Source organism: Arthrobacter sp. TJ-58 (assembly GCF_058269295.1).
In genome coordinates this window covers 795,512-820,190 of record NZ_JBZCNM010000001.1, presented here as the reverse complement: position 1 = coordinate 820,190, position 24,679 = coordinate 795,512, and the positions used below count along the sequence as shown (strand labels likewise).

Genomic DNA, 24,679 nt, shown 5'->3' with positions numbered 1-24,679 from the left:
ATCATGCAGACGGAAACCGGGCTTCGGCTGGAGTCATTTTCACCCGGGGATGCCCGGACCGCCAACTGGTTCGCAGCGGTGGACCTCGGATTCCACGAACCCCAGGGAGACCCGAAACACCACAGTGCGCAGGTAGATTCGTGCCGGAGGGACGGCCGCATCCTGACGGCCGTTTATGACGACGGCGCTCCGGAACATGCGTGGGATCCGTCGATTCCGGTAGCCACCTACGCGACGATGGTGAATGACCTGAACGTCGGCGGCGGCCGGCTGCTGCCGGCGCATCTGGTCACTGCGGTAACGGTGCGGTCCACCCACCGCCGCCGCGGAATCCTGCGCAGGATGATCGAGGCGGACCTTGCCCGCGCCAAGGAAACCGGTCTGGCGCTGGCGGCATTGACGGCATCGGAAGCCACCATCTACGGACGCTTCGGATTTGGTGCGGCCACGTCCACTGCGGAGGTGGCCGTTGATACCCGCGGCAGCCTGGACTTTCCGGCGTCTGCGACCGGCAGCGTCGCGGTGGCGGACAGCGCCAAGCTGGAGTCCCTGGCGCCGGAGATCTACCGGGCTCACTTGAAGAGCACTCTTGGTGCGCTGGGCCGCCAGCACCGTTACTGGCTCCGGGCCGCCGGAGTCTGGAGCGAGGACTCCTTTGAACCGGACAAGGCCCTTCGTGCGGTCATCCACTACACAGAGGACGGTGTTCCCGACGGCTACGCCGCCTATAAATCCCTGGGCTGGCGCACCGAACCGCACACGGTCAAGGTGACCGACCTGGTAGCCGCCACAGACGGGGCCTACCGGGAACTGTGGCGTTACCTGGGCTCGCTGGACCTGGTGAACCTGGTGACCTTCGACGTGGCACCGGTAGCCGATCCGCTTCCGTGGATGCTGGCCGACCGCCGCCGCTACTCCGTTACGTCGGTGGAGGATGTGCTGTGGCTTCGCATTCTGGATCCCAAGGCTGCCCTTGAGGCCCGGCACTACTCCGGGGCCGGCACCCTTGTCCTGACCGTCCGGGATCCGCTGGGGCTGGCCGACGGAGTGTGGCAGTTGGACGCACACGGCGGAACCGGCATTGTCCGCCCGGCGGAGGGAGAGGCCCTTCCCGCAGGCGCAGAGGCCATCGACATTGACATTGCCGCCCTGGGGTCCCTGTATCTGGGCGGAGTCAGCGCCTCCACCCTGGCTGCAGCGGGCGGAATACGCGGCAGCTGTGCTGCGTTGGACATCACTGATGCACTCTTCACAGCAGGTCCGGCACCCTACTGCAGCACTCATTTCTAGCCGATACAGAACTACTTTCCTGAAAGTACTCTGGGTGCTTTGACCTGAGTTGCAAGCTGCGGCTAGACTGATCTGGCGCGTAATTGCGCAGTAAGTTACCAATTCTGTCCATCTCCGGACAAACAAGCACTGTCTTGAGGCAGGCCTGAACGGCTGCTCCGAGTTCGGTGGGAGCGCATCCGGAATACAAAACAACTTCCACATCGGAGTCCCAACTACATGACCATCACCACCACCGAGAAGTCCAGTACCCCGCAGGTCGCTATCAACGACATCGGTACTGCCGAGGACTTCCTCGCCGCCATTGACGCAACCATCAAGTACTTCAACGACGGAGATCTCGTCGAAGGTACCGTCGTCAAGGTTGACCGCGACGAGGTCCTGCTCGACATCGGTTACAAGACCGAGGGTGTCATCCCTTCCCGTGAGCTTTCCATCAAGCACGACGTTGATCCCGGAGACGTTGTCTCCGTTGGCGATCAGGTTGAAGCTTTGGTCCTCACCAAGGAAGACAAAGAAGGCCGCCTGATTCTCTCCAAGAAGCGCGCACAGTACGAGCGCGCCTGGGGCGACATCGAGAAGGTCAAGGAAGAAGACGGCGTCGTTACCGGTACCGTCATCGAGGTTGTCAAGGGTGGTCTCATCCTGGACATCGGCCTGCGCGGCTTCCTGCCGGCCTCCCTCGTCGAGATGCGTCGTGTCCGCGACCTGGCTCCGTACATCGGCCAGCAGATCGAAGCCAAGATCATCGAACTGGACAAGAATCGCAACAACGTTGTTCTGTCCCGCCGTGCATGGCTCGAGCAGACGCAGTCCGAGGTTCGCTCCACGTTCCTCAACAAGCTGGAAAAGGGCCAGGTTCGTCCGGGCGTTGTTTCCTCCATCGTCAACTTCGGTGCATTCGTGGACCTTGGCGGCGTAGACGGTCTCGTCCACGTTTCCGAGCTGTCCTGGAAGCACATCGACCACCCCTCCGAGGTCGTTGAAGTTGGCCAGGAAGTCACCGTTGAGGTTCTGGAAGTTGACCTCGACCGCGAGCGTGTCTCCCTGTCGCTGAAGGCTACGCAGGAAGATCCGTGGCAGACCTTCGCCCGCACCCACGCCCTGGGCCAGGTTGTGCCGGGTAAGGTCACCAAGCTGGTTCCGTTCGGTGCGTTCGTTCGCGTCGAAGACGGCATCGAAGGCCTGGTCCACATCTCCGAGCTGGCAGTCCGCCACGTAGAGCTGGCCGAGCAGGTTGTTTCCGTTGGAGACGAGCTGTTCGTCAAGGTCATCGACATCGACCTCGAGCGTCGCCGCATCAGCCTGTCGCTGAAGCAGGCCAACGAGGGCGTAGACCCCGAAGGCACCGAGTTCGACCCGGCTCTGTACGGCATGGCCGCAGAGTACGACGAAGCCGGCAACTACAAGTACCCGGAGGGCTTCGACCCCGAGTCCAACGAATGGCTCGAAGGCTACGAGACCCAGCGCGCCGCTTGGGAGCAGCAGTACGCTGACGCCCAGGCCCGTTGGGAAGCCCACAAGAAGCAGGTTGCACAGCACGCTTCCGAGGACATCGCAGCTGCTTCGGAGTCTTCCGAATCCGGCACCACGAGCTACTCCTCCGAGCCGGCCGTTGCTGAGACGGGTGCCGGCACGCTGGCTTCCGACGAAGCACTCGCCGCTCTGCGCGAGAAGCTCACGGGCAACTAATTTCCCGGTGTGCTAACTGACCGGTTGAATTAACCGGTCGGTATGAGCTCCAAAAAAGCGGGCCCCCACTTCGGTGGGGGCCCGCTTTGCGTTGGAACGCATTTCTCCGGTTGCGGTGCGCAGCGCTTTAGCGCGCGTCGTTGGCGTAGCTCAGACCCAGCTGGGCCCGGACGCCGTCGAGCAGCTCCATGGTGCGCAGTGTGTCCTCCAGCGGCATGGTGGGGCTTTCCGTCAGGCCCTCCTGGATGCAGCGCGTCACCTCGCGCAGCTGGTAGGTGTAGCCGGCACCGGCGTGCTCGAAGGTCTCCACGCGTGCTCCGTTGGGGCCGTGGACGTGCAGTTCGCGCGGGTTCGGGATGTTCCCGCCGCCGGTCCTCAGCCAGCCGTTGCTGCAGGCAATCGTGGCTGCGCCCGGACCCGAGGCTGCGAGGGAGGAGGTGAGCTGGGCGTGGCGGCCGTCGTCGTAACGCAGCGTCAGGGCGTTCTGGATGTCCACACCGTCCTTGTTGAGGATGCCGGAGGCGTCAATGCTGTCCGGGTAACCCAGGGCGCCAAGGGCCCAGGTCAGGGTGTAGACGGACAGATCCAGCAGTGCCCCGCCGCCGGCGGCGGGGTCCCACATCCGGGAGGAGGGATCCTCGGGGGCGGGGAAGCCAAGGTCCGCCTGGACCCAGGAGGGGGTTCCGAGTTCACCGGAGGCGAGGATGTCCCAGGCCCGGTTGGTGCTGGGCAGGAAACGCGTCCACAGAGCTTCCATCAGGAACAGGTTCCGTTCCCGGGCCAGCTGAACCAGTTCTGCTGCTTCTGCCGCGTTGACCGTGAACGGCTTTTCGCAGAGGACGTGCTTGCCGTGCTCAAGCGCGCTCTTGGCCACGGCATAGTGCTGGGCGTGCGGGGTGGCAATGTACACGACGTCGACAGCGGGGTCGGAGAACATCGCCTCAAAGCCGGAGGGGCCGCCGTCGGAGTCGGAATACGAGGTTTCAAAACCGAACCGTTCAGCGAAATCGGCGGCCTTGGCGCCGCTGCGCGAGGAAACCGCATACAGGACCGCGTCTTCGAGAAGTGCGATGTCTGCGGTGACGGTGCCGGCGATGCCGCCGGTGGCCACCACGGCCCAGTTCAGCGGAGCGCCGGTTGCGGCTAGGGGAGAGGGCGCGCCTTCTTCGGCGCAGGGTGGGCGGACAATGCGCCGGGGGGCAGTGCTAAGGGTCATGGAAGAGTCAGCTCCTATGCGGATTCTCGGACAACAAGGGATGTGGGCAGGCGGTGAACGCGTTCAGCGGGCCGCCCTTCGATCAGCTCCACCAGGAGCTCGGCCATTTTCTCACCAAGCGCCGCAATGGGGTGGTGGATGGTGGTCAGGGCCGGGCTCAGGCTGGTGGCGTAGTAGTCGTCATCAAAGCCGACGACGGCGATGTCCTCGGGAATGCGCAGTCCTCGTTCCTTGATGACGGAGTAGGCGCCGGCTGCCATCTGGTCATTGGCCACAAAGATACCGTCCAGCGGCTTCTCCCGGTCCAGCAGCCGCCGCATGGCCGCCGCACCGGAGGTGACGGTGAAGTCGCCGGTTTCCACCAGGGCATCATCCAGGCCGGCCTTTCGGAGCGTTGACCGCCAGCCGGCCAGGCGGTCGACGCCGGGAGGCATGTCCTGCGGTCCGGCGATGGTGGCAATGTGGCGCCGTCCGGTTTCCACCAGCCGGGCCGTGGCGGCAGCCGCGCCCTCCTCGTTGTCCACTTCCACGAAGTAGCTGTCATCGGCATTCACGAGCGGACGGCCGGCAAAGACCAGCGGCAGGGAGCCGTCCAGCCGCGCCCAGGAATTATCACCGGTGTGGTGGGAGACGACGAGGACGCCGTCCACGTTGCCGCCCAGCAGATACCGCCGGGTCTTCTCCGGATTTGCTTCGGAGGAAGTGACCATGTTCAGCATGTACTCGGTGGTGTTCAGGTACCGGGCGACGCCTTCCACCACCGTGGCGAAAAACGGGTCGGCGAAAACTTTGGACGTGGACTCGGGCACCAGCAGCGTCACGGTGTAGGTCCGCCGGCTGGCCAGGGTTCTGGCCGCGCGGTTCGGGACGTAGTTCAGCGTGCGGACGGCCTTTTCCACGGAGTGGACCAGGTCCGGGTCAACGGACGGGGCACCGTTCACCACGCGTGAGACCGTGGCACGGGAAACTCCGGCCAGGGCCGCCACCATTTCCAGTGTGGGGGCGGGCCTGGCCTGGCTGGAGTCAGCACTCAATGGTATTTCTCCCTGCACCGATATCTCTCCCTGCACCGTGGAGCCGGGGTCGCGGCTGGGTTCCCATGTTACGGGTACTCACACGACGGGAGCCACGGGCTCGCCGCCCTGGACAGCACGCCCGGCAGCCCGGCTGGCCGCAATATGGCGGCTGTAGGCATGGCCGCTGTCCTTGACCGTCCGTGCCTGCGTGTCATAGTCGACGCGGACAATGCCGAAGCGCCGGCTGTAGCCCCAGGACCACTCGAAGTTATCCAGCAGCGACCAGACAAAGTAGCCGCGGACATCTGCACCCGCTTCAATCGCCCGGCCCACCGCCGCAATGTGGTCCAGGATGAACTGCGTGCGCTCGGGGTCGGGCACGCTTCCGTCGGCGCTGACGACGTCGTCGTAGGCTGCGCCGTTTTCGGTGACGTACAGCGGAGGCAACATGGGATACTCCTCGCCCAGGCGGACCAGCAGCTTGCGCAGGCCGTCCGGATTGACCTCCCAGTCCATCGCGGTGCGCGGCAGTCCGCGGCTCGGGAACGTGATGTGCTCCGCACCGATCCACGGTGAGACCGCCGGGCGCCCTGATCCGCCCGAGTGGCCGTCGGCCCCGGTGGTGTCAGGATGGCCGCTGATGAGGTCATCGTGGTAATGGTTGACACCCAGGAAGTCGATCGGGGCCCCGATGATGCCCAAGTCTCCGTCCTCAATGACGTCGCCCAGGCCAAACTGTTCCAGGTCCTGCAGCGTGTCCTGCGAATAGGCACCCAGCAGGATGGGATCAAGGAAGATCCGGTTCTGCAGGGAGTCAAAGAGCCGGGCGGCCTCCAGGTCTACGGGATCGGAAGGATCCCGGGGGATGGAGTTGCTCAGGTTCAGGGTGATGCCCAGCTGCTGCGCACCGCGGTCACGCAGCTGCGTCACGGCAAGGCCGTGGGCAAGGTGCTGGTGGTGGACGGCGGCAACAGCAGCGCGGGGTTCGTGCCGGCCCGGGGCATGCACGCCGGAGGCATAACCCAGCAGCGAGGAGCAGAAGGGCTCGTTGAAAGTGGTCCAGTGCTGTACCCGGTCGCCGAGCGCCGTGTAGACGTCATTCGCGTACTCGGCGAACCGGTACGCGGTGTCCCTGTTCGCCCATCCGCCGGCTTCCTCCAGGGCCTGCGGCAGATCCCAGTGGTAGAGCGTGAGCCAGGGCAGGATGCCGGCTTCGAGGAGCTCGTCCACGAGGCGGGAGTAGAAGTCCAGCCCCTTGGCATTGACGGGTCCGCCGCCGGGACGGACGCGGGCCCAGCTGGTGGAGAACCGGTAGGAGTCCAGCCCCAGTTCCTTCATCAGGGCGACGTCCGCGGGCATGCGGTGATAGTGGTCCACGGCCGTTTCGGGAGTGTCCCCGTTCAGCGTGTTTCCCGGTGTGCGGGCAAAGGCATCCCAAATGGAGTCCTGCTTGCCGTCTTCCCAGGCGGCGCCTTCAACCTGGGCTGCAGCTGTTGCCGATCCCCAGATGAAGCCGTCCGGCCAGTTGTTCCACTGGGGGTTTTCGTTGTTCATTAGCCCTTCACTGCTCCCTGCATAATTCCGGATATAAGTTGTTTGCCTGCTGCCACAAAGAGGATCAGCAGGGGGATGGTGGCCAGCACGGCACCGGTCAGCACGATGGAGTAATCCACGTACCGAGCCGACTGCAGCTGGCTGAGTGCGGTCTGCAGCGTGGGATTGTCGGGGCCCAGGACCAGCAGCGGCCACATAAAGTCGGTCCACGCCATCATGAAGGTGAACAGCGACAGGATGGCCATGGCCGGCTTGGCGGCCGGCAGTGCCACGTGGAAGAACGTGCGGATCATGTTGGCTCCGTCCATGCGGGCGGACTCAATCAGTTCATCCGGGATGACGTCCACCAGGTACTGGCGCATGAAGAACACCCCGAACGCCGTGACCAGGCTCGGCACGATGACGGCGCCGACCTTGCCGGTCCAGCCCAGTTCCTGCATCACCATGAACAGCGGAATGATGCCGAGTTGGGTGGGAATGGCCATGGTGGCAATAACGGAGACCATCAGGACTCCGCGGCCGCGGAACTTGAGTTTGGCGAAGGCGTAACCGGCGAGGGTGGAGAACACGACGACGGACACAGTGATGGTTCCGGAAATCAGCAGGCTGTTGCCCAGCGCCTTCCAGAACGGCACCGTATTCATGACTTCGCCGACGTTGTGCCAGAAGTTTCCGCCGGGCCACAGCGGGGGCCAGTCCGAGCCGAGGGCCTCGTTGCCCCGGGAACCCACGACAGTCGACCACCACAGCGGATACGCCGATCCGATCAGGAAGGCCAGGAGGATGCCGTAGGTGAGGAAGCCGGGTCCCCGGGTGCTGCCGAACAACTGCCGGCGCCATCCGGGACGTGCCGGTTTGCCCGAGCCGGAATCAATTCCGGTACCGGGTACGGCACCGGCCTTTTGAAGGACGCTCATCGCTTGCTCCTAACCCGGCGGGGCTTACTGTCCGCCGTGGCGATTTTCTTGGAGATCAGGAAGTTGACTATGCCCACCAGCACGATGATCAGGAAAAGGATCCAGGCGATGGCGGAGGCCCGGCCAAAGTTTTGCCGCTGGAAAGCCATCTCCCAGAGGTAGAGAACGGTGGTTTGGAACTGGCGCTGGCTGCCGCCGGCCGTCACGGAATCGAAGAGCCGCGGCTCGGCAAAGATCTGCAGGCCGCCGATGGTGGAGGTGATGACGACAAAAATCATGGTGGGGCGGATGCTCGGCAGCGTGATGCTGAAGAAACGCCGGAAGGGGCCGGCGCCGTCGATCGCCGCGGATTCGTAAATATCGCGGGGAACTGCCTGCATGGCTGCCAGCAGGATCAGGGCGTTGTAGCCGGTCCACCGCCAGTTGACCATGGTGGCCAGGGCCAAGTGGCTGGGCAGGGTGTCCGTCTTCCAGAGCACCGGATCAATCCCCAGATTGCCCAGCATGGTGTTGATGAGTCCGTACTGCTCATCGAACATGTTGGTGAAGATCAGGGCGACCGCCACCGGAGTGACGACGTAGGGCAGCAGGACACTCATCCGCCAGAAGGTTTTGGCGCGGAGATTCTGGTCCAGGACGGCGGCGAGGAACAGGGCCACTGCCAGCTGGGGGATGGCGGAGAGCAGGAAGATGCTGAAGGTGTTGAACAGCGAGTTCCAGAAGAACCGGTCACTCAGCACGCCGGTGAAGTTCGCCAGTCCCACAAATTCGCCCTGGCCCTTGAGAAGGTGCCACTCGTGCAGCGAAACGTAGAACGTGTAAAGGAGCGGGAACAGCCCCACGACGGCAAAGACGATGAAGAAGGGGGAGATGTACAGGTAGGGGGAGGCCTTGAGGTCCCAGAAGCTGAGGCGCTGCCGGAAGGTGGGCTTCGGCTTGGCCGCGTTGTGCGTCTGCGGACGGGACAGTGTGGTGGTCATGGGGTTTCTCGCACTCCATAGGGGGGCCTCCGGTGGTAGCCGGAGGCCCCGCAGCCGGTGTTGCTAGTTGTTGACAACCAGCTCGTTGAGGAGCTTGAGCGCTTCGGCCCAGGCCTGGTCGGTGTCGCCGCTGCCGTTGTCCAGCATGTCCAGTGCCGGACCAAAGACGTTTTCCTGGATGACGGAGTCGTCCGGGCCCTTGAACTGGGCAACTACGCCTTCGGCGCGGGAAGCGAGAATGGACCCGGTGGGTGCGTCATTGAAGTACTCGTTCGGGGTGGCAGCCGCCGCGAGTTCCTCCTGCGCCTTTACGGTGCTGGGGAAGTTGTTGGCTGCAGTGCTCTGCTTGACCTGCTGCTCCGGATCGGTCAGCCATGCTGCGAGCTTGGCTGCTTCTTCGGGGTGCTTGGAGGTTTCGGGAACCGAGAGGAAGGCTCCGCCCCAGTTTGACGCACCGCCGGGGAAGACATCGGCGAAGTCCCAGCCGCTGTCAGTTCCGCCGCCTGCGGATTCGATCGATCCCTGAATGGTGCCGAGCATCCATCCCGGGCAGACGAACGTGGCGAATGAGCCGTCCAGGAAGGCCTGGCCCTTGCCCCAGTCCCATTCCGTCTGGTTGCCGGACAGGCCGTCGGAGGTGGCATCGGCCAGCTGGGTGAACTGCTTCTTCATGGCGTCGTTACCGTCAATGTTCAGCTCGCCGTCGGCGGTGTAATAGCCTTCCTCCATCTGGTTGACCATGGAGTTCCAGACGAATCCTGACTGGTCATACCAGGCCTTGCCGGTCTTTTCGTGGTAGGCGCGGCCCAGTTCGAAGTACTTGTCCCAGCTGGCGTCATCCCCGCCGAAGAGTTCGGCAACTGCTGCGCGGTCGCTCGGAAGGCCGGCGGCCTCGAACAGCTTTCCGTTGTAGCACAGGCCCTGCGGGCCAATGTCGGTGCCGTAGCCAATGACGCGGCCGTCGGCGTCGGTGCCCTGCTCATACTTCCAGTCGACCCAGTTGTCCTTGATGTCGGCTGCGCCGTACTCATTGAGGTCCACGAACTTGTCGGACACCTCCATGATTGCGCCGAGCCAGCCCTCTTCGATGGCTACCACGTCACTGACGCCGGAACCGGCTCCAAGCTTGGTGAACAGATCCGTGCGGGCGTTGCCACCGGTGTCGATGTTGGTCGGCTTGATCTCGATGCCGGGATTGGCTTCCATGTACTCGGCGTACAGATCGTCATAGCCGAAGGTTCCGAAGGTGGTAACGCTCAGCTCAATGGGGTTGTCCTCGCTTGCCGCTTCGGTGTCACCGCTGCCGCAGCCAACTGCCAGCATGGCCACGATTGCGGCGCCCGCAACGGCTGCTGCCGGATGTCTGAAATTCTTCACTGTCACTCCTTTGTGTGTGGGTAGTGCAAAAACAATTCCCGAAGCAGGCGGACCGTGTCCTTTGGAGGCGGACAGGCGTAATCGACGGAAGCGGGAAGGGATGGAGACTTCGAATGGAGCCATGCGCCCAGGAGGAATTCAAAGATTTCCAGAGAGCGCTCTCTTGACTTGGACCTCACCCTAGGAGTGATAACGATCACTGTCAAGAGAGCGCTCTCTCAGAATGCCGGCGGATCTCTGCTGCGTCGCAGCAAGCGTTTGCATAAAACGGATAATCGGGAAAGTGCAGCTGCGGGCCAGGGCTCCTCAACAGGCGCCGGTAAGAAAAAATCATCTGAAAGCGTTTACACGCGAGCCACTGCGTTGTTAGTGTTCCTCGCAATGTCGATGGCACTGTGCCGCGTCCAAAAACGGGAGTCAATGATGACTAGGGGTACACGTACGCGCGGCTGGGTCGCCCGGGGGACAACACGGGGGACAGCACGGGGACTTATTGGCGTGCTTGCCGCGGCCGGGCTGATGGCGGTGCCGGTAAGCTCTGCAACCGCCGAAGACCCGCGCACTTTTGCGCTTACGGGCAGCCTCCAGTCCGAACTTGGCTGCGACGCGGACTGGGCCCCCGAGTGCGGCGAGACTGAGCTGGCACCCACCGACGTCCCCGGCGTTTATGCAGCGGAGTTCACCCTGCCCGCCGGGAGTTACGAGTACAAGGTCGCAGTGAATGACGGCTGGGACGAGGCTTACGGGCTGGACGGCGGAGCAGACAACATTCCGCTCTCGATTGCCGGGGACTCCCGCATCCGCTTCGTCTTCGACGACACCACGCACCGGGCCGGCCTCACGCCGCTGGACCTGCGGGAGGCTTACTCGGCCGATGACGACGCCCTGGTGGCCCCGCCGGTGCGCCAGGCCGGTGCGGACAATGTCTTCTACTTTGCGATGACCGACCGTTTTGACAACGCCGATCCGTCCAACGACACCGGCGGCCTGGCCGGTGACCGTCTCGCCACCGGCTACGACCCCACCAACACCGGCTTCTACAACGGCGGCGATCTTGCCGGTCTCCGCTCACAGCTGGACTACATCCAGAACCTCGGCACTACGGCCATCTGGCTGACGCCGAGCTTCAAGAACAAGCCCGTGCAGGGTTCCGGGGCGGATGCCTCAGCCGGCTACCACGGTTACTGGATCACCGACTTTACGCAGATCGACCCGCACCTTGGAACCAACGCAGAACTGGAAGCCCTCATTGACGAGGCGCATGCCAAGGGCATGAAGGTGTACTTCGACATCATCACCAACCACACCGCGGATGTGATTTCCTATCAGGGCGGGCAGTATTCCTACATCGACCAGGAAACTGCGCCGTACAAGGATGCCGGTGGAACGGCATTTGATCCGGCCGACTACGCGGGAACGGACAACTTCCCGGAGCTGGACCGGGCGACGAGCTTCCCCTACGTCCCGGAGGTTGCGGACGCCGAAAAGGACGTCAAGGTTCCCGGCTGGCTCAATGACCCCGCCATCTACCACAACCGCGGCGACTCGACCTTTGAAGGCGAGTCCACCACGTTTGGAGATTTCTCCGGCCTCGATGACCTGATGACTGAAGACCCTTCGGTGGTGGACGGTTTTGCCGACGTCTATAACCAGTGGATTGACCGCGGCATCGACGGATTCCGCATTGACACGGTCAAACACGTGAATTTCGAATTCTGGGAAAAGTGGACCACCCGGGTTAAGGACTATGCCGCCTCGGTCGGCAAGCCGGATTTCTTTATGTTTGGCGAGGTTTATGACGCCGATCCCAAGAAAACCTCGCCTTATGTGCGCAGCACCGATATGAATTCAGTGCTTGATTTCACCTTCCAGTCGCAGGCAGTGGGTTACGCCTCCGGCAATTCGGCACGGGGCCTTTCCAATCTGTTCGCGGGTGACGATTACTACACCACTCCGCACAGCTCAGCGACTGCGCTGCCGACCTTCCTGGGCAACCACGACATGGGCCGCGTCGGCTATTTCCTGCAAAACACCGACGATGCCCTGCAGCGTGATGAACTGGCCCACGAACTCATGTTCCTCACCCGCGGCCAGCCGGTGGTCTACTACGGTGACGAACAGGGCTTCGCCGGGGCCGGCCAGGGCAATGACCGCGCCGCGCGCCAGTCGATGTTTGGCAGCCGGGTGAGCGAGTACACCGACCAGTTGCTCATCACCGGCGAGCAGCTGGGATCCAATGACCGCTTTGACACCGCTGCCCCGCTTTATACGCACATTGCCGGACTCGCAGCCCTCCGCGAGGCGCACCCGGCGCTCTCCTCGGGAGCCCAGATCGAGCGGTACGCCGACGACGGTCCCGGTGTTTACGCCTTCTCCCGCGTGGACCAGGCGGAAAAGACGGAATACCTCGTGGCAGTGAATAACTCAGCGGAGGCCAAAACGGTCAATGTTCCAACGCTGACCAAGCAGGCAGCCTTCGCACCGCTGTACGGAACGGAAGCTGCCCTGGCATCGGATGCCGACGGCGTCGTGTCCGTCACCGTACCGGCCCTGGGATCGGTGGTGTTCAAAGCCGGCACAGCCGTGGCGGCCCCCGCGGCCCCGGAAGCCATCACCGTCAGCGCCCCGACCGCCGGTGCCGGCCTCAGCGGTGCCAGCGCCGTGGAAGCCGACATTCCTGACAGCACCTGGCAGCAGACCAGCTTCGCCTGGCGGGAGGTTGGCGGCACCGAGTGGACCGATCTCGGCACGGCCGAGACAACCGCGCCCCGCGTCTTCCACGACGTCGACGCGCTGCCGGCCGGCACCCTGATCGAGTACCGTGCAGTGACGACCGACGCCGCCGGCCGGCACGCGGCGGCCTCCACCTATGCTTCGGTGGGCAACGCAGTCACCACCGTCGTCGTGGACCCGCCCGAGCAGGAACTGAACCTGGTCACCGTTCCGGGCAGCCACAACAGCGAGATGGGCTGCGCCGGAGACTGGACGCCCGCCTGCGAAGCGGCAAAACTCACCAAGCGCGCCGACGGAATCTACACGGGCACCTTTGACATGCCGGCCGGGGATTACGAATACAAAGTCGCCATCAACGGTTCCTGGGACCTCAGCTACGGGGCCAACGGGGCCGCGGACGGTCCCAACATTGCCTACACCGCGCCCGGCGGTCCGGTTACGTTCTATTTTGACCCCGCCACCCACCAGGTCCAGAACACTGCACAGGGTCCGGTGATCACGGCCCCCGGGAGTTTCCAGAGCGAGATCGGCTGTCCGAGTGACTGGCAGCCGGATTGCCTGGCGAGCTGGCTGCAGGACGGCGACGGCGACGGCGTCTACGAGTGGTCGAGCGACCGGATCCCCGCAGGCAGCTACGAGGTCAAACCGGCACACGGTCTTTCATGGGACGAGAATTACGGCGTCGGCGGTGTTCCGGGCGGCGCCAACTATGCCTTCACGGCAGCGCAGGGAAAGCTCGTCACCTTCCGCTACACGCTGGCCACCCATGAACTCGAGATTGTGCTCGCTGACCCGCCGGTTGCCGGCACCGGTGAGCTGCGTGCCCACTGGGTCAGTGCAGACACGATCGCCTGGCCAGTCTCCCTGCTGGGGGAAACGGACCCGGCGACAGCCAGCTGGAGCCTGCACCACTCCGCAGACGCCGACATTGAACCTGATGATGCAGCGGAATCCGGGATATCCGGCGGCGAGAGTGTGGACCTGACCTACGACCCGGCCGGGCTCTCGGCTGATCAGTTGGCAGCCTTTCCGGCGCTTGCCAGCTACGTGGCGCTGCACCCGGAGGGCCTGGACCGCGCTGCGGTGCAGGGCTTCCTGAGCGAGCAGCTGCAGGTATCTCAGTCGAGCGGGACCGAATTGGAGGCCCTGACCGGGGTGCAGATCCCCGGCGTGCTGGACGACCTCTACGCAGCCAATCTGGGCTCCGCGACGCTCGGGGTGAGCTGGCGCAATGACGTTCCCACTCTGCGCCTCTGGGCGCCCACCGCACAGGACGTGTCCCTGGAGGTCTTCCCCGGCGGCGAACCGGGGGCACCGAAAGTGCTGCCCGCTGCATGGAACGGCACCGACGGAACGTGGTCGGTGACCGATCCGGCCATTTCCGAAGGAGCGGAGTACCGCTGGTCGGTGCGCGTCTACGCCCCGGCAACCGGCGCCGTCGAAACCAACTCGGTAACCGATCCGTATTCCGTGGGTCTCACCCGCAACTCGGAACGCTCGGTTGCGGTCAACCTGGACGCGGACCGCTGGAAGCCGCAGCTCTGGGAGGACACTGAGGCGCCGGTCATCGACAAGCCCGCCGACCGTTCCATCTACGAACTGCATGTGCGTGACTTCTCGGCGGGGGATCCGGAGGTTCCGGCCGAAGAGCGCGGAACCTACCGCGCATTTACCCGCGACAGTGCGGGAACCCGGCAGCTGCGCCAGCTGGCGGAGGCCGGCATCAACACGGTGCACCTGCTGCCCACCTTCGACATCGCCTCCATCAACGAGGATCCGCAGGCCCGCCGGGAGCCGGACTGCGACCTCGCCGGCTACGGACCGGCCTCCTCCGAGCAGCAGGCCTGCGTTGCTGCCGCCGCCGACACCGATGCCTTCAACTGGGGCTACGATCCGTTGCACTACTCGGTGCCGGAAGGGTCCTATGCCGTTGACCCGGAAGGCGGTGCGAGGGTTTCCGAGTTCCGGGAAATGGTGGGGGCACTGCATGCCACCGGTTTGCAGGTGGTGCTCGATGAGGTGTTCAACCACACGGCCGAGTCCGGCCAGGGGGCCAAGAGTGTGCTTGACCGGGTGGTGCCCGGCTACTACCAGCGCCTGAACGCGGCCGGAAATGTGGAGACCTCCAGCTGCTGCCAGAATGTCGCCACTGAACACTCAGCAGCCGAAAAGCTGATGGTGGACTCCGTGGTGCTCTGGGCCAAGGCCTACAAGGTTGACGGCTTCCGCTTTGACCTGATGGGTCATCACTCCAAGGCCAACATGCTTGCCGTCCGCGCGGCCCTGGACGAGCTGACCTTCGCTGAGGACGGCGTCGACGGAAAGGCTGTGTACCTGTACGGGGAGGGCTGGAACTTCGGCGAAGTCGCCGACAACGCCTTGTTTGAGCAAGCTACGCAGGGAAATCTCGCGGGAACCGGCGTTGGAACCTTCAACGACCGGCTGCGCGATGCCGTGCACGGCGGCAGCCCCGTCGATGCGGGATCGACCTATGCGCAGGGTTACGGCACCGGGCTGGCCACCGACCCGAACGGGGACGCGATCAACGGCACACCCGAGGCCGCAGCCGCGGCTCTGGCGAAGCAGACCGACCTCGTGAAGCTTGGCCTGGCCGGCAACCTGAAAGGCTATTCCTTCGAGACGGCGGACGGAAGCGTGAAGCGCGGGGACGCGATCGACTACAACGGCCAGGCGGCCGGATACTCCGATGAGCCGCAGGAGACCATCAACTATGTGGACGCCCACGACAACGAGACGCTGTACGACCTGGGAGTGTTGAAACTGCCGACGACGACGCCGATGGCGGACCGGGTGCGGATGAACACCCTGTCGCTGGCCACGGTGACGCTCTCGCAGTCGCCGTCGTTCTGGCACGCGGGAACCGAGCTGCTGCGGTCCAAATCGCTGGACCGCAACAGCTACAACTCGGGCGACTGGTTCAACCGCATTGACTGGACCGGCTCCGAATCAACGTTCGGCTCCGGCCTGCCGCCCGCGGCGGACAACGAGGAAAAGTGGCCTCTCATGGCTCCGCTGCTGGCGGATCCGGCACTGGCTCCGGCTGAATCGGACATCGCCTCGGCTGAGGCCGGAGCATTGGATCTGCTGCGCCTGCGGACAGACGTTGACCTGCTGCGGCTCGGCTCTGCCGATCTCATTGAACAGAAGGTGACCTTTCCCGGCAGCGGGCCGGGGGCAACCGCCGGCCTCATTGTGATGAGCATCGATGACCTCGCGGGGCCGGATGCCGATCCTGCCCTCGACGGCGCTCTGGTGGTCTTCAATGCGGCGCCGTCGGCTGCCGTACAGGCGATCCCGGAACTGGCCGGCCGCGACTATGCGCTTTCCCAGGTGCAGCAGGACGGAACGGATCCCGTGGTGAAGCAGAGCAGCTGGCAGCCGGACACCGGCACGGTGAGTGTCCCCGGCCGCAGTGTTGCGGTGCTCCTGGATCCTCAGAGCGACGCGCCCGGGGATCCCGGGAATCCGGGTGGCCCGGGTAATCCGGGCGACCCCGGTAACCCGGACCCGACCGATCCCGCCGACCCGGACGCCTCGGTGACGCTGAGCGCGGGAACCGTCCGGCCCGGCGACACCATCACGGTCACCGGCACCGGCTTCGACGCCGGGGAAACAGTGCAGGTCTGGCTCGAGTCCACCCCGAAGCTGCTGGCCGCACAGGCAGCGGATGCGGACGGCTCTGTCACGGTGCAGGTAACCATTCCCGCTGACACTGAACTCGGATCGCATGCCGTCCGCGTCAGCGGGCTGGGGTCCTCGGAGGAGGCGCGGGCCCCGCTGCAGGTGGTCGGTCCGCTGGCGGACACGGGTGCCAACCTCTGGCTGGTCTGGCTGCTCGGGCTGTCACTGCTCGCCGTCGGTGCCGTTCTGGTGCTGCCGCGGGTGTGGAGGCTGGTGAGGAGGGCTTAGCGGCGGGTGCTGACGGTCACCGTGAATTTGGGATTGCGGGCCACTTCACGGGTGGGTCCCACCAGCCGGGCCAAGGCGGACTTGTAGGTCAGGTGGCTGTTCCACACGGTCCACAGCTCGCCGCCCGGTGCCAGCACCCGCCCGGCGTCGGCGAAGAGTTTCAGGGCTATTCCGGCGTGCACGCTGGCGCCGATATGGAACGGCGGGTTCAGCACGATCAGCTCCGCGGAACGGTCCGGGTGCCCGGCCAGGGCATCGCCGCGGCGAACCTGCACCCGGTCCGCAACGCCGTTGGCGGTCATGGTCTCCGTTGCGGACGCGACGGCGGCCGCTGACTGATCGGTGGCGGTGACCTGCAGGGACGGACGGGCCAGTGCCAGATACGCGGCAATGGCTCCGGTTCCGCAGCCCAGGTCCACCGCGGTGTGCGCCTGCCGGGCTCCGGCAAGGTGCGGCAGCAGGAACCGGGTGCCAATATCCAGTGCTGCTCCGGCAAAGGCCGCACCGTGGGCCCGCAGCTGAAGCGGCACCGCCAGTCCGACGTCGTGCTGCTGGGCCAGCGGAAAACGGTTGGCCGGGCGGGCCGCGGCGGGCAGCGGCCCGGAGACGGTCAGCACCCGGGATTTCTGCCGTGCCAGCCCGGCCTGAACCGAGCCGAACCAGCGCGCCAGGACGTCATTCATGGCTGTGGTCATGTGCTTGAGCCGTCCGCCGGCGTACACCACCACGTCAGGGCCGGCGTGCGCGGCGATCAGCGCGGCAATTTCCTCGAGGGCGTCCAGCGAGCGCGGCAGGCGCAGCAGCACGGTATGTGCCCCTGCCAGCAGTTCCGCGTCCAGCGGCAGCGACCGGTAGGTCCCCGCCAGTCCGGCGGCACGGGCGTTGCGTTCCAGGGCCAGCTCGCCCGAGTACGGATCCTGATGTACCCGCAGGTCCCGGACGCCGTGCAGCGCGGCAGCGCCGAGGGTCAGCGCACCATAGGAATCTCCCACCACGACGACGCCGGCAGGATCTTCGCGCAGCCGTTCCGCCGCGGTGTCCAGCAGCAGCCGGTCGGCAGCGTCATGGGCCTGCAGGTTCTCTGCCTCAACGTCCGGCCGGCGGCTCAGGGACTCAAAGGAAAAGTCCGGTGCGTCCGGGGAAATCCGGTCGGGGGAGTGCGTCAAAGGTCGATCCATTCTGTTTTCAGCGGTTCGGGGGTGCTGCCGCCTGCGGTGAAAGCGGCCAGGCGGTCGCGGAAGGTGCCGGCGCTGCCGGGAGTGTCCGGCAGCGCCACCGTAATGGTCGCCCCGGCCGGGCCGTATTCCGTGCCGGTGACGCTGATGCCGGCGGTGCGGAGGTCATTTTCCAGCCGGCCGGCTTCGGCGTGGCCTGCCGGTATGGAGTAGAGCTGCATCCGTCGGCGGCGGATCAGGGGAGCAGTGGACAGGGCCGTGGACACGGATTCCGAGTAGGCGCGCACCAGCCCGCCGGCGCCCAGCAGGATGCCGCCGAAATAGCGGACGGTCACAGCGGTGATGTCGCTGAGGTCGGTGGCGCCGTTAAAGGTTTCCCGTTTGGTCAGGGCTTCCAGCATGGGGATGCCGGCTGTGCCGGAGGGTTCGCCGTCGTCGCTGGAACGCTGCACTTCACGTCCGGGGCCCAGCACAAAGGCGCTGCAGTGGTGCCGGGCATCGTGGAACTCGCGCCGCAGATCGGCGACCAGCGCGCGGGCCTGTTCTTCGGTTTCGGTGCGCCGCAGCACCGTAATGAAGCGTGAGCGGCGGATCTCGAGTTCCGTGCGGTGTTCCCCGGCAAGGGTGGTGTAGCGCCCCGCCGCCGCGTCGATGTCACTCACCCCTCCAGTCTAGTGGCCGGCGGGGGCGCCTGACGTTGGTGGGTTCCCGGCGGCGGTAGGCTGGGCAGCATGCTCAAAGTTGGACTCACCGGCGGGATCGCCGCCGGAAAATCCGTGGCGGCCCGGACCCTGGTGGACTGCGGCGCGGTGCTTATCGACGCCGATGCCCTGGCCCGCGAAGTGGTGGCACCCGGCACTGACGGGCTTGCCGCCGTCGTCGACGCCTTCGGTCCCGGGATCCTGGCTCCGGACGGTTCCCTGGACCGTCCGGCACTGGCGGCGGTGATCTTCGGGGACGAGGACCGCCGGAAGGTGCTCAACGGCATCATTCATCCGCTGGTGCGGGCCCGTGCGGCGCAGCTGGCAGCGCAAGCACCCGCGGACGCCATTTTGGTGCAGGACATTCCCCTGCTGGTGGAAACCGGCCAGGCGTCGAGCTTTGATTTCGTCCTGGTGGTCGAGGCGCCCGAGGATGTGCGGCTGGACCGGATGGTCCGCGACCGCGGCATGGAGCCCGACGCCGCGCGGGCCCGGATCGCCGCCCAGGCGACGGCCGAGCAGCGTGCCGCGGCAGCCGACGTCGTCCTGCGCAACACCGGCACCCCCGAGGAGCTGGCGGCCGCCGTGCGCCGGCTGTGGGAAACCCGGCTGGTTCCGCTGAACCGGGGTTCAGCCCTCAGCTAACCGCCAGCGCTGAGGACCGGACCTGACCGCAGTGCGGAGTAGCTTTTAATCATGAGTCTTGCGCAGGACATCAAGAGAGTCGTTGCCCCCTTCGAAGTCATCAGCGATTATTCACCGGCGGGTGACCAGCCCACCGCCATTAAAGAACTCGCCGAACGCATCAAGGCCGGCGAAAAGGACGTGGTCCTTCTCGGTGCCACCGGTACCGGTAAGAGTGCGACGGCGGCCTGGCTGGTGGAGCAGGTCCAGCGGCCCACGCTCGTCATGGTCCAGAACAAGACGCTGGCCGCGCAGCTGGCCAACGAGTTCCGTGAACTGCTGCCCAACAACGCGGTGGAGTACTTCGTCTCCTACTACGACTACTACCAGCCCGAAGCGTACGTGCCGCAGACGGACACCTTCATTGAGAAGGACTCCTCCATCAACGAGGAAGTCGAACGGCTGCGCCACTCCGCCACCAACGCGCTGCTGACCCGCCGCGACGTCATTGTGGTGGCCACTGTGTCCTGCATCTACGGTCTGGGAACCCCCGAAGAATACATCGAGGCCATGGTCACCCTGCGCAAGGGCCAGCAGATGAACCGTGACGATCTGCTGCGCCGGTTCGTGAACATGCAGTACGCCCGCAACGACATGGACTTCCACCGCGGCACTTTCCGCGTCCGCGGCGACACCGTCGAGATCATCCCCATGTACGAGGAAAACGCGCTGCGGATTGAGTTCTTCGGCGATGAGATCGAGAACATTTACACCCTGCATCCGCTCACGGGGGACGTGATCCGCGAGGAAACGGAAATGTACGTCTTCCCGGCGTCGCACTATGTAGCCGGTGAAGACCGCATGCACCGTGCCATCCGCCAGATCGAGGACGAGCTGCAGGTGCGGCTGGCCGAGCTGGAGTCGCAGAACAAGCTGGTGGAAGCCCAGCGGCTGCGGATGCGCACCACTTATGACCTGGAAATGATGCAGCAGATGGGCTTCTGCAACGGCATCGAGAACTACTCCCGGCACATTGACGGCCGCGGGCCGGGCACCGCCCCGCACTGCCTGCTGGACTACTTCCCCGATGACTTCCTGCTGGTGGTGGATGAGTCCCACGTGACGATTCCCCAGATCGGCGCCATGTACGAGGGGGACATGTCCCGCAAGCGGACCCTGGTGGACCACGGCTTCCGGCTGCCTTCGGCCATGGACAACCGGCCGCTGAAATGGGATGAGTTCCTGGAACGCATCGGCCAGACCGTGTACATGTCCGCGACGCCGGGCAAGTACGAGCTGTCCAAGTCCGACGGTTTCGTGGAGCAGATCATCCGTCCCACCGGGCTGGTGGACCCGCAGGTAATCGTCAAGCCGAGCAAGGGCCAGATCGATGACCTGCTGGGCGAGATCCGCACCCGGACCGAGCGGAACGAGCGCGTGCTGGTCACCACGCTGACCAAGCGCATGGCGGAGGACCTGACGGGCTACCTGATGGAACACGGGGTCAAGGTGGAATACCTGCACTCCGACGTCGACACCCTGCGCCGCGTCGAGCTGCTCCGCGAACTGCGGATGGGCACCTTCGACGTGCTCGTGGGCATCAACCTGCTCCGTGAAGGTTTGGACCTTCCCGAGGTGTCACTGGTGTCCATTCTCGACGCGGACAAGGAAGGCTTCCTGCGCTCGTCCACCTCGCTGATCCAGACCATCGGCCGTGCCGCCCGCAACGTCTCCGGCGAAGTGCACATGTACGCCGATCGGATCACCGACTCCATGGCCAAGGCCATCGATGAAACCAACCGCCGCCGTGCCATCCAGGTGAAATACAACCTGGACCACGGAGTGGATCCGCAGCCGCTGCGGAAGAAAATTGCGGACATCACCGACTCGCTGGCCCGGGAGGACGCCGATACCAGGGCCCTGCTGGCCGAGGCGGCCGAAAAGAAGAACCGCAAGACCACGGGCAAGGGCAAGGGCGGCGTCCGCAAGGACGGCCTGGCCGCCGCTCCCGCGGAGGACCTGGCCGGACTGATCGCTTCGATGACGGAGCAGATGCACGCTGCGGCAGCGGAACTGCAGTTTGAACTGGCGGCACGGCTCCGCGACGAAGTGGGCGATTTGAAGAAGGAACTGCGGCAGATGCAGAACGCGGGGCACGCGTAAGCCGCCGGTGCTGCGATAGACTTCTAGGCAGCGTAGGGGAGTATCCTTTGTCGCTGCACCCGTCAGCACGCAGGGCGACGTCGTCCCGCCGGGTGCAGCGGGCACCCGTGTGAGATGATCTCCACGGCTGCCGGAGAGACCTGCGCCTCTGGCCGTGCCCGAAAGGTTTATCCCCATGCCCGAGTTACCCGTTGTCTTCGAGGTCGGCACCTTTGTCGCCCTCGGAGCCGTCCTGCTTTTCGACCTGCTGCTTGTCGTCAAGCGCCCCCACGAGCCGTCAATGAAGGAGGCCGGCCTGTGGGTCGCCTTCTACATCGGGCTTGCGCTGGTCTTCGCCGGTGCCATGTTTGTTTTCACCGGCCCGGAGTACGGCAGCCAGTTTGTTGCCGGCTGGGTCACTGAATACAGCCTCAGCGTGGACAACCTCTTTGTCTTCATCATCATCATGGCCCGCTTCTCGGTACCTCGTAAGTACCAGCAGGAAGTGCTGATGTTCGGCATTATCATTGCGCTCATCCTGCGCGGCATCTTCATCATCCTGGGTGCCGCAATCATTGAGAACTTCAGCTGGGTCTTCTTCATCTTCGGTGCGTTCCTGCTGTGGACTGCGTACAAGCAGGCCACGGACAACGGCGAGGATGAAGACGAAGGCAGTGACAACAAGCTGATCGGCAAGCTGCGCAACGTCCTGCCGATGACCGACAAGTTTGACCAGGGCAAGATCCGCACGACGTTGGACGGCAAGAAGGTCTTCACCCCCATGCTGATCGTCTTCATCACCATCGGTGTCACCGATCTGATGTTCGCCGTTGACTCCATTCCGGCCATCTTCGGCCTGACCCAGAGCGCCTTCATTGTCTTCACCGCCAACATCTTCGCGCTCATGGGCCTGCGCCAGCTCTACTTCCTGCTGGGTGGCCTGATGGACCGCCTGATCTACCTCAAGCACGGCCTGTCCGTCATCCTGGCCTTCATTGGCGTGAAGCTGATCCTGCACGCACTGCACGTGAATGAGCTGCCGTTCATCAACGGCGGCGAGCACGTTGGCTGGGCTCCGGAAATCCCCACGTTTGTTTCCCTGGCTGTCATCCTGGGCACCATCATCGTCGCCACCGTCGCCTCGCTGCTCAGCCCCAAGGCCAAGGCAGTCCAGGCTGTTGCCTCGCTGGAGAACGCCCTGAAGGTTTACCGGAACCTCGGAGAGGACGCCCCGCACGAAGAACGCGTGGAAGCCTACGAAAAGGTCAGCGAAACCTACAGCGCGGCCACCACTGCGGCCCAGGACCGTGACGACGTCGACCTGCCCGAGATCACGGACGAGGCCCGTGCGCACTTCCGCGCCACCGACCCCCGTTCCGGCCGTCCGGGCACCGCCCGGGACGCCTCTGCGGACCAGACCGAAAAGTAGTAACACCCGGTACAACAAGCCGGCGCAGCAGCGCACCGGCAGCCGAGCGCCGCTCTTCCCTGTGGGAAGGGCGGCGTTCGTTTTGGGATCCGGGCAAATGTCAGGCGGCGGAGTCCGGATCCGGCTCAGCCCGCACCATGCCCAGAAGCCGGTTAAAGATACCTTCGCCGTCGTCGGCGATGCCGTCATGGTGGAAATCGGCGCTTTCCCAGACCTGAAGGCCCCGGACCGCTGCCGCTGTTTCCAGCGACAGGCCGCGGTCCACGTAAATGTCATCCGTGTAGACAGCGGCGGCAACGGGAACGGTGTTGAGGGACAGCTGCTCCGGATCGTAGAGCGCCGGCCAGTCGTCCTTTGCAGCCAGCAGGTCAGCCGTTTCCTTCAGCGGTACCAGCGCCGGATCTTCATCGAAGTACCAGGGATAGACCATCTCGCCCGTGTACAGGGGCTCTTCCGCCTCGGGCCGGAACTGCGGATATTCGGCCAGCACGCGCTCGGCCGCCCAGCGGGTCGCCTCCCCCTGCCCGTAGATGGACTCGTGAACCAGGGCATAAAGCGGGTTCGCGGCACGGCTGACGAGCCCGTGGACGGCCTCCAGGAACGTATCCGAGAGCCGGTCGCCGCCGGGCGTTGGAACAAAGGCCTCCTGGAGCAGCAGGTGCAGGCCGTCGATGCGGGTGTTGCCGCCCAGGAAGGAGCCAACCATCTGGAAGCGCCGGACGGTGAGCCGCTCGCCGGAGGGCAGGTACTCCGGAACGTTCTCCAGATGCCGGGCGATCCGGGTAGTGAGGTCCCGGTCCTGCGGATACTTCGCGAAGTATTCCGCGTTGCGCGCTGCCACACGGGAGAAAGTCGCCCGGTAGACCCGGTCGGCCGGCCCGGTCAGCGGGGCGAGGCCGCCGGTAATCAGGGATTCGCGCAATCCGTGCGGAGCAAAGGACAGATAGGTCAGCGTGCAGAAGCCGCCGTAGCTCTGGCCATAGGTCGTCCAAGGCTCCGAACCCAGGGCCTCACGGATGAGTTCTGCGTCGGCCACGATCGAGTCTGCCCGGAAATGGGTCAGATAGTCCGCCTGGGCGGCGGCGTCGCCGCGCAGGGCAAGGGTCTGCCGGTTCGCGGGGGCGGAAAGGCCGGTGCCCCGCTGGTCCAGCATCAGGATGCGGAAGTGCCGGGAGGCAGCCTTGGTCCAACCGCCGAAGGACAGCAGCCGGGAGCCTTTTCCGCCGGGGCCGCCCTGCAGGTACAGCAGCCAGGGCAGCTGTTCCGTTTCGGCCTGCGGCAGTTCAGCGTCCGAATATTCTCGGGCAAAGACGGTGATGGTTTCGCCGTCAGGCGCCGAATGGTCCAGCGGCACGGTGAAGCGGTGGTCCGTGACGCGCATGCCGCGGACGTCGTACGGAGCGGAGGTGGTGTGCGGAACGTTCATGCGGCAGCACCGCCAAACGCGGTCAGGGCCTCGCCGGTGAGCCGGAACGTGGTCCACTCATCCTGCGGCACCGCGCCGAGGCTCTTGTAGAAACGGATGGAGGGTTCATTCCAGTTCAGCACGCACCATTCCACCCGCGCGTAGCCGCGCTCGACGGCGATTTCGGCCAGGGTGCGCAGCAGCGCCTTGCCGCAGCCCTTGCCCCGCGCCTCGGGCCGGACATACAGGTCCTCCAGATAGATGCCGTGCACGCCCTCCCAGGTGGAGTAGTTCAGGAACCAGAGGGCAAAGCCCTGCACTGCTCCGGAATCCACTGCCACGTGGGCAAAGATGGCAGGGTTCTCTCCGAAGAGGTTCTGCTCCAGCGCCTGAACGGTGTTCTTGACGGCGTGCGGCTCTTTTTCATAGATCGCCAGGTCATGGATGAGCTCAAGGATGACCGGGACATCTTCCGGGCGGGCGGGGCGAATCTGCATG

At 64.9% G+C, this 24,679-nt stretch carries 15 protein-coding genes and 1 pseudogene; 6 read left to right on the top strand and 10 right to left on the bottom strand.

Going from position 1 to position 24,679, the window contains the following annotated elements; genetic code table 11:
• Positions 1 to 3 precede the first annotated feature (3 nt).
• Together AC4D2W_RS03755 and rpsA are read left to right on the top strand one after the other, a co-directional pair.
• On the top strand, positions 4 to 1,290 hold the full coding sequence (locus AC4D2W_RS03755) for a GNAT family N-acetyltransferase (RefSeq protein ID WP_490925552.1): 1,287 nt from the start codon (positions 4 to 6) through the stop codon (positions 1,288 to 1,290).
• Positions 1,291 to 1,509: 219 nt separating this feature from the next.
• Positions 1,510 to 2,982 (top strand): 30S ribosomal protein S1, encoded by a 1,473-nt coding sequence (gene rpsA, locus AC4D2W_RS03750; protein WP_400928981.1) that lies wholly within the window; start codon positions 1,510 to 1,512, stop codon positions 2,980 to 2,982.
• 127 nt (positions 2,983 to 3,109) lie between these two features.
• Here the strand turns inward: rpsA and AC4D2W_RS03745 are convergent, their stop codons facing one another.
• From AC4D2W_RS03745 to AC4D2W_RS03720, 6 genes are all read right to left on the bottom strand, one after another.
• On the bottom strand, positions 3,110 to 4,198 hold the full coding sequence (locus tag AC4D2W_RS03745; RefSeq protein WP_490925551.1) for a Gfo/Idh/MocA family protein: 1,089 nt from the start codon (positions 4,196 to 4,198) through the stop codon (positions 3,110 to 3,112).
• A 14-nt stretch (positions 4,199 to 4,212) separates the two neighbouring features.
• Complete coding sequence (locus AC4D2W_RS03740) at positions 4,213 to 5,187, bottom strand: LacI family DNA-binding transcriptional regulator (protein WP_490926015.1); 975 nt, start codon at positions 5,185 to 5,187, stop codon at positions 4,213 to 4,215.
• Between the two features lie 123 nt (positions 5,188 to 5,310).
• A complete protein-coding gene (locus tag AC4D2W_RS03735; RefSeq protein ID WP_490925550.1) occupies positions 5,311 to 6,768 on the bottom strand; it encodes a GH1 family beta-glucosidase in 1,458 nt (485 codons plus the stop codon).
• The gene (locus AC4D2W_RS03730; protein ID WP_490925549.1) at positions 6,768 to 7,685 is read right to left on the bottom strand and encodes a carbohydrate ABC transporter permease; all 918 of its coding nucleotides are present in this window, start codon (positions 7,683 to 7,685) and stop codon (positions 6,768 to 6,770) included. The genes AC4D2W_RS03735 and AC4D2W_RS03730 overlap by 1 nt, the downstream gene beginning before the upstream one ends.
• Positions 7,682 to 8,665 carry a carbohydrate ABC transporter permease gene (locus AC4D2W_RS03725; RefSeq protein WP_490925548.1) on the bottom strand — a complete coding sequence of 328 codons (984 nt, stop codon included), beginning with the start codon at positions 8,663 to 8,665 and terminating at the stop codon, positions 7,682 to 7,684. Before AC4D2W_RS03725 ends, AC4D2W_RS03730 begins: the two co-directional genes overlap by 4 nt.
• 63 nt (positions 8,666 to 8,728) lie before the next feature.
• On the bottom strand, positions 8,729 to 9,988 hold the full coding sequence (locus tag AC4D2W_RS03720; RefSeq protein ID WP_490926014.1) for an ABC transporter substrate-binding protein: 1,260 nt from the start codon (positions 9,986 to 9,988) through the stop codon (positions 8,729 to 8,731).
• 477 nt (positions 9,989 to 10,465) lie between these two features.
• Between AC4D2W_RS03720 and pulA the strand changes: the two genes are divergently transcribed.
• Positions 10,466 to 16,705 (top strand): pullulanase-type alpha-1,6-glucosidase, encoded by a 6,240-nt coding sequence (pulA, locus tag AC4D2W_RS03715; protein ID WP_490925547.1) that lies wholly within the window; start codon positions 10,466 to 10,468, stop codon positions 16,703 to 16,705.
• Here pulA and AC4D2W_RS03710 read toward each other — a convergent pair.
• Together AC4D2W_RS03710 and AC4D2W_RS03705 are read right to left on the bottom strand one after the other, a co-directional pair.
• Positions 16,702 to 17,883, bottom strand: coding sequence for a class I SAM-dependent methyltransferase (locus tag AC4D2W_RS03710; RefSeq protein WP_490925546.1), 1,182 nt, complete (start codon positions 17,881 to 17,883; stop codon positions 16,702 to 16,704). The genes pulA and AC4D2W_RS03710 overlap by 4 nt on opposite strands.
• Entirely contained in the window at positions 17,868 to 18,542 is a 675-nt protein-coding gene (locus AC4D2W_RS03705) for an IMPACT family protein (protein ID WP_490925545.1), read from the bottom strand. Before AC4D2W_RS03705 ends, AC4D2W_RS03710 begins: the two co-directional genes overlap by 16 nt.
• A gap of 69 nt (positions 18,543 to 18,611) precedes the next feature.
• On the opposite strand from AC4D2W_RS03705, the gene coaE reads away from it, so the two are divergent.
• The 3 genes and pseudogenes from coaE to AC4D2W_RS03690 all read left to right on the top strand — a co-directional run.
• On the top strand, positions 18,612 to 19,226 hold the full coding sequence (gene coaE / locus AC4D2W_RS03700) for a dephospho-CoA kinase (protein WP_490925544.1): 615 nt from the start codon (positions 18,612 to 18,614) through the stop codon (positions 19,224 to 19,226).
• Positions 19,227 to 19,277: 51 nt separating this feature from the next.
• Positions 19,278 to 21,368, top strand: a complete 2,091-nt coding sequence (gene uvrB / locus AC4D2W_RS03695; RefSeq protein ID WP_490925543.1) for an excinuclease ABC subunit UvrB — start codon at positions 19,278 to 19,280, stop codon at positions 21,366 to 21,368.
• Positions 21,369 to 21,543: 175 nt separating this feature from the next.
• Positions 21,544 to 22,539, top strand: a pseudogene (locus AC4D2W_RS03690) (TerC family protein); the annotation flags it as partial.
• Between the two features lie 337 nt (positions 22,540 to 22,876).
• On the opposite strand, the gene AC4D2W_RS03685 reads toward AC4D2W_RS03690, so the two are convergent.
• Both AC4D2W_RS03685 and AC4D2W_RS03680 read right to left on the bottom strand, forming a co-directional pair.
• Positions 22,877 to 24,202, bottom strand: coding sequence for an alpha/beta fold hydrolase (locus AC4D2W_RS03685; RefSeq protein WP_490925542.1), 1,326 nt, complete (start codon positions 24,200 to 24,202; stop codon positions 22,877 to 22,879).
• Positions 24,199 to 24,678: a GNAT family N-acetyltransferase gene (locus AC4D2W_RS03680; protein ID WP_490925541.1), complete on the bottom strand. Its 480-nt coding sequence runs from the start codon at positions 24,676 to 24,678 to the stop codon at positions 24,199 to 24,201. Before AC4D2W_RS03680 ends, AC4D2W_RS03685 begins: the two co-directional genes overlap by 4 nt.
• Between the last annotated feature and the right edge of the window lies 1 nt (position 24,679).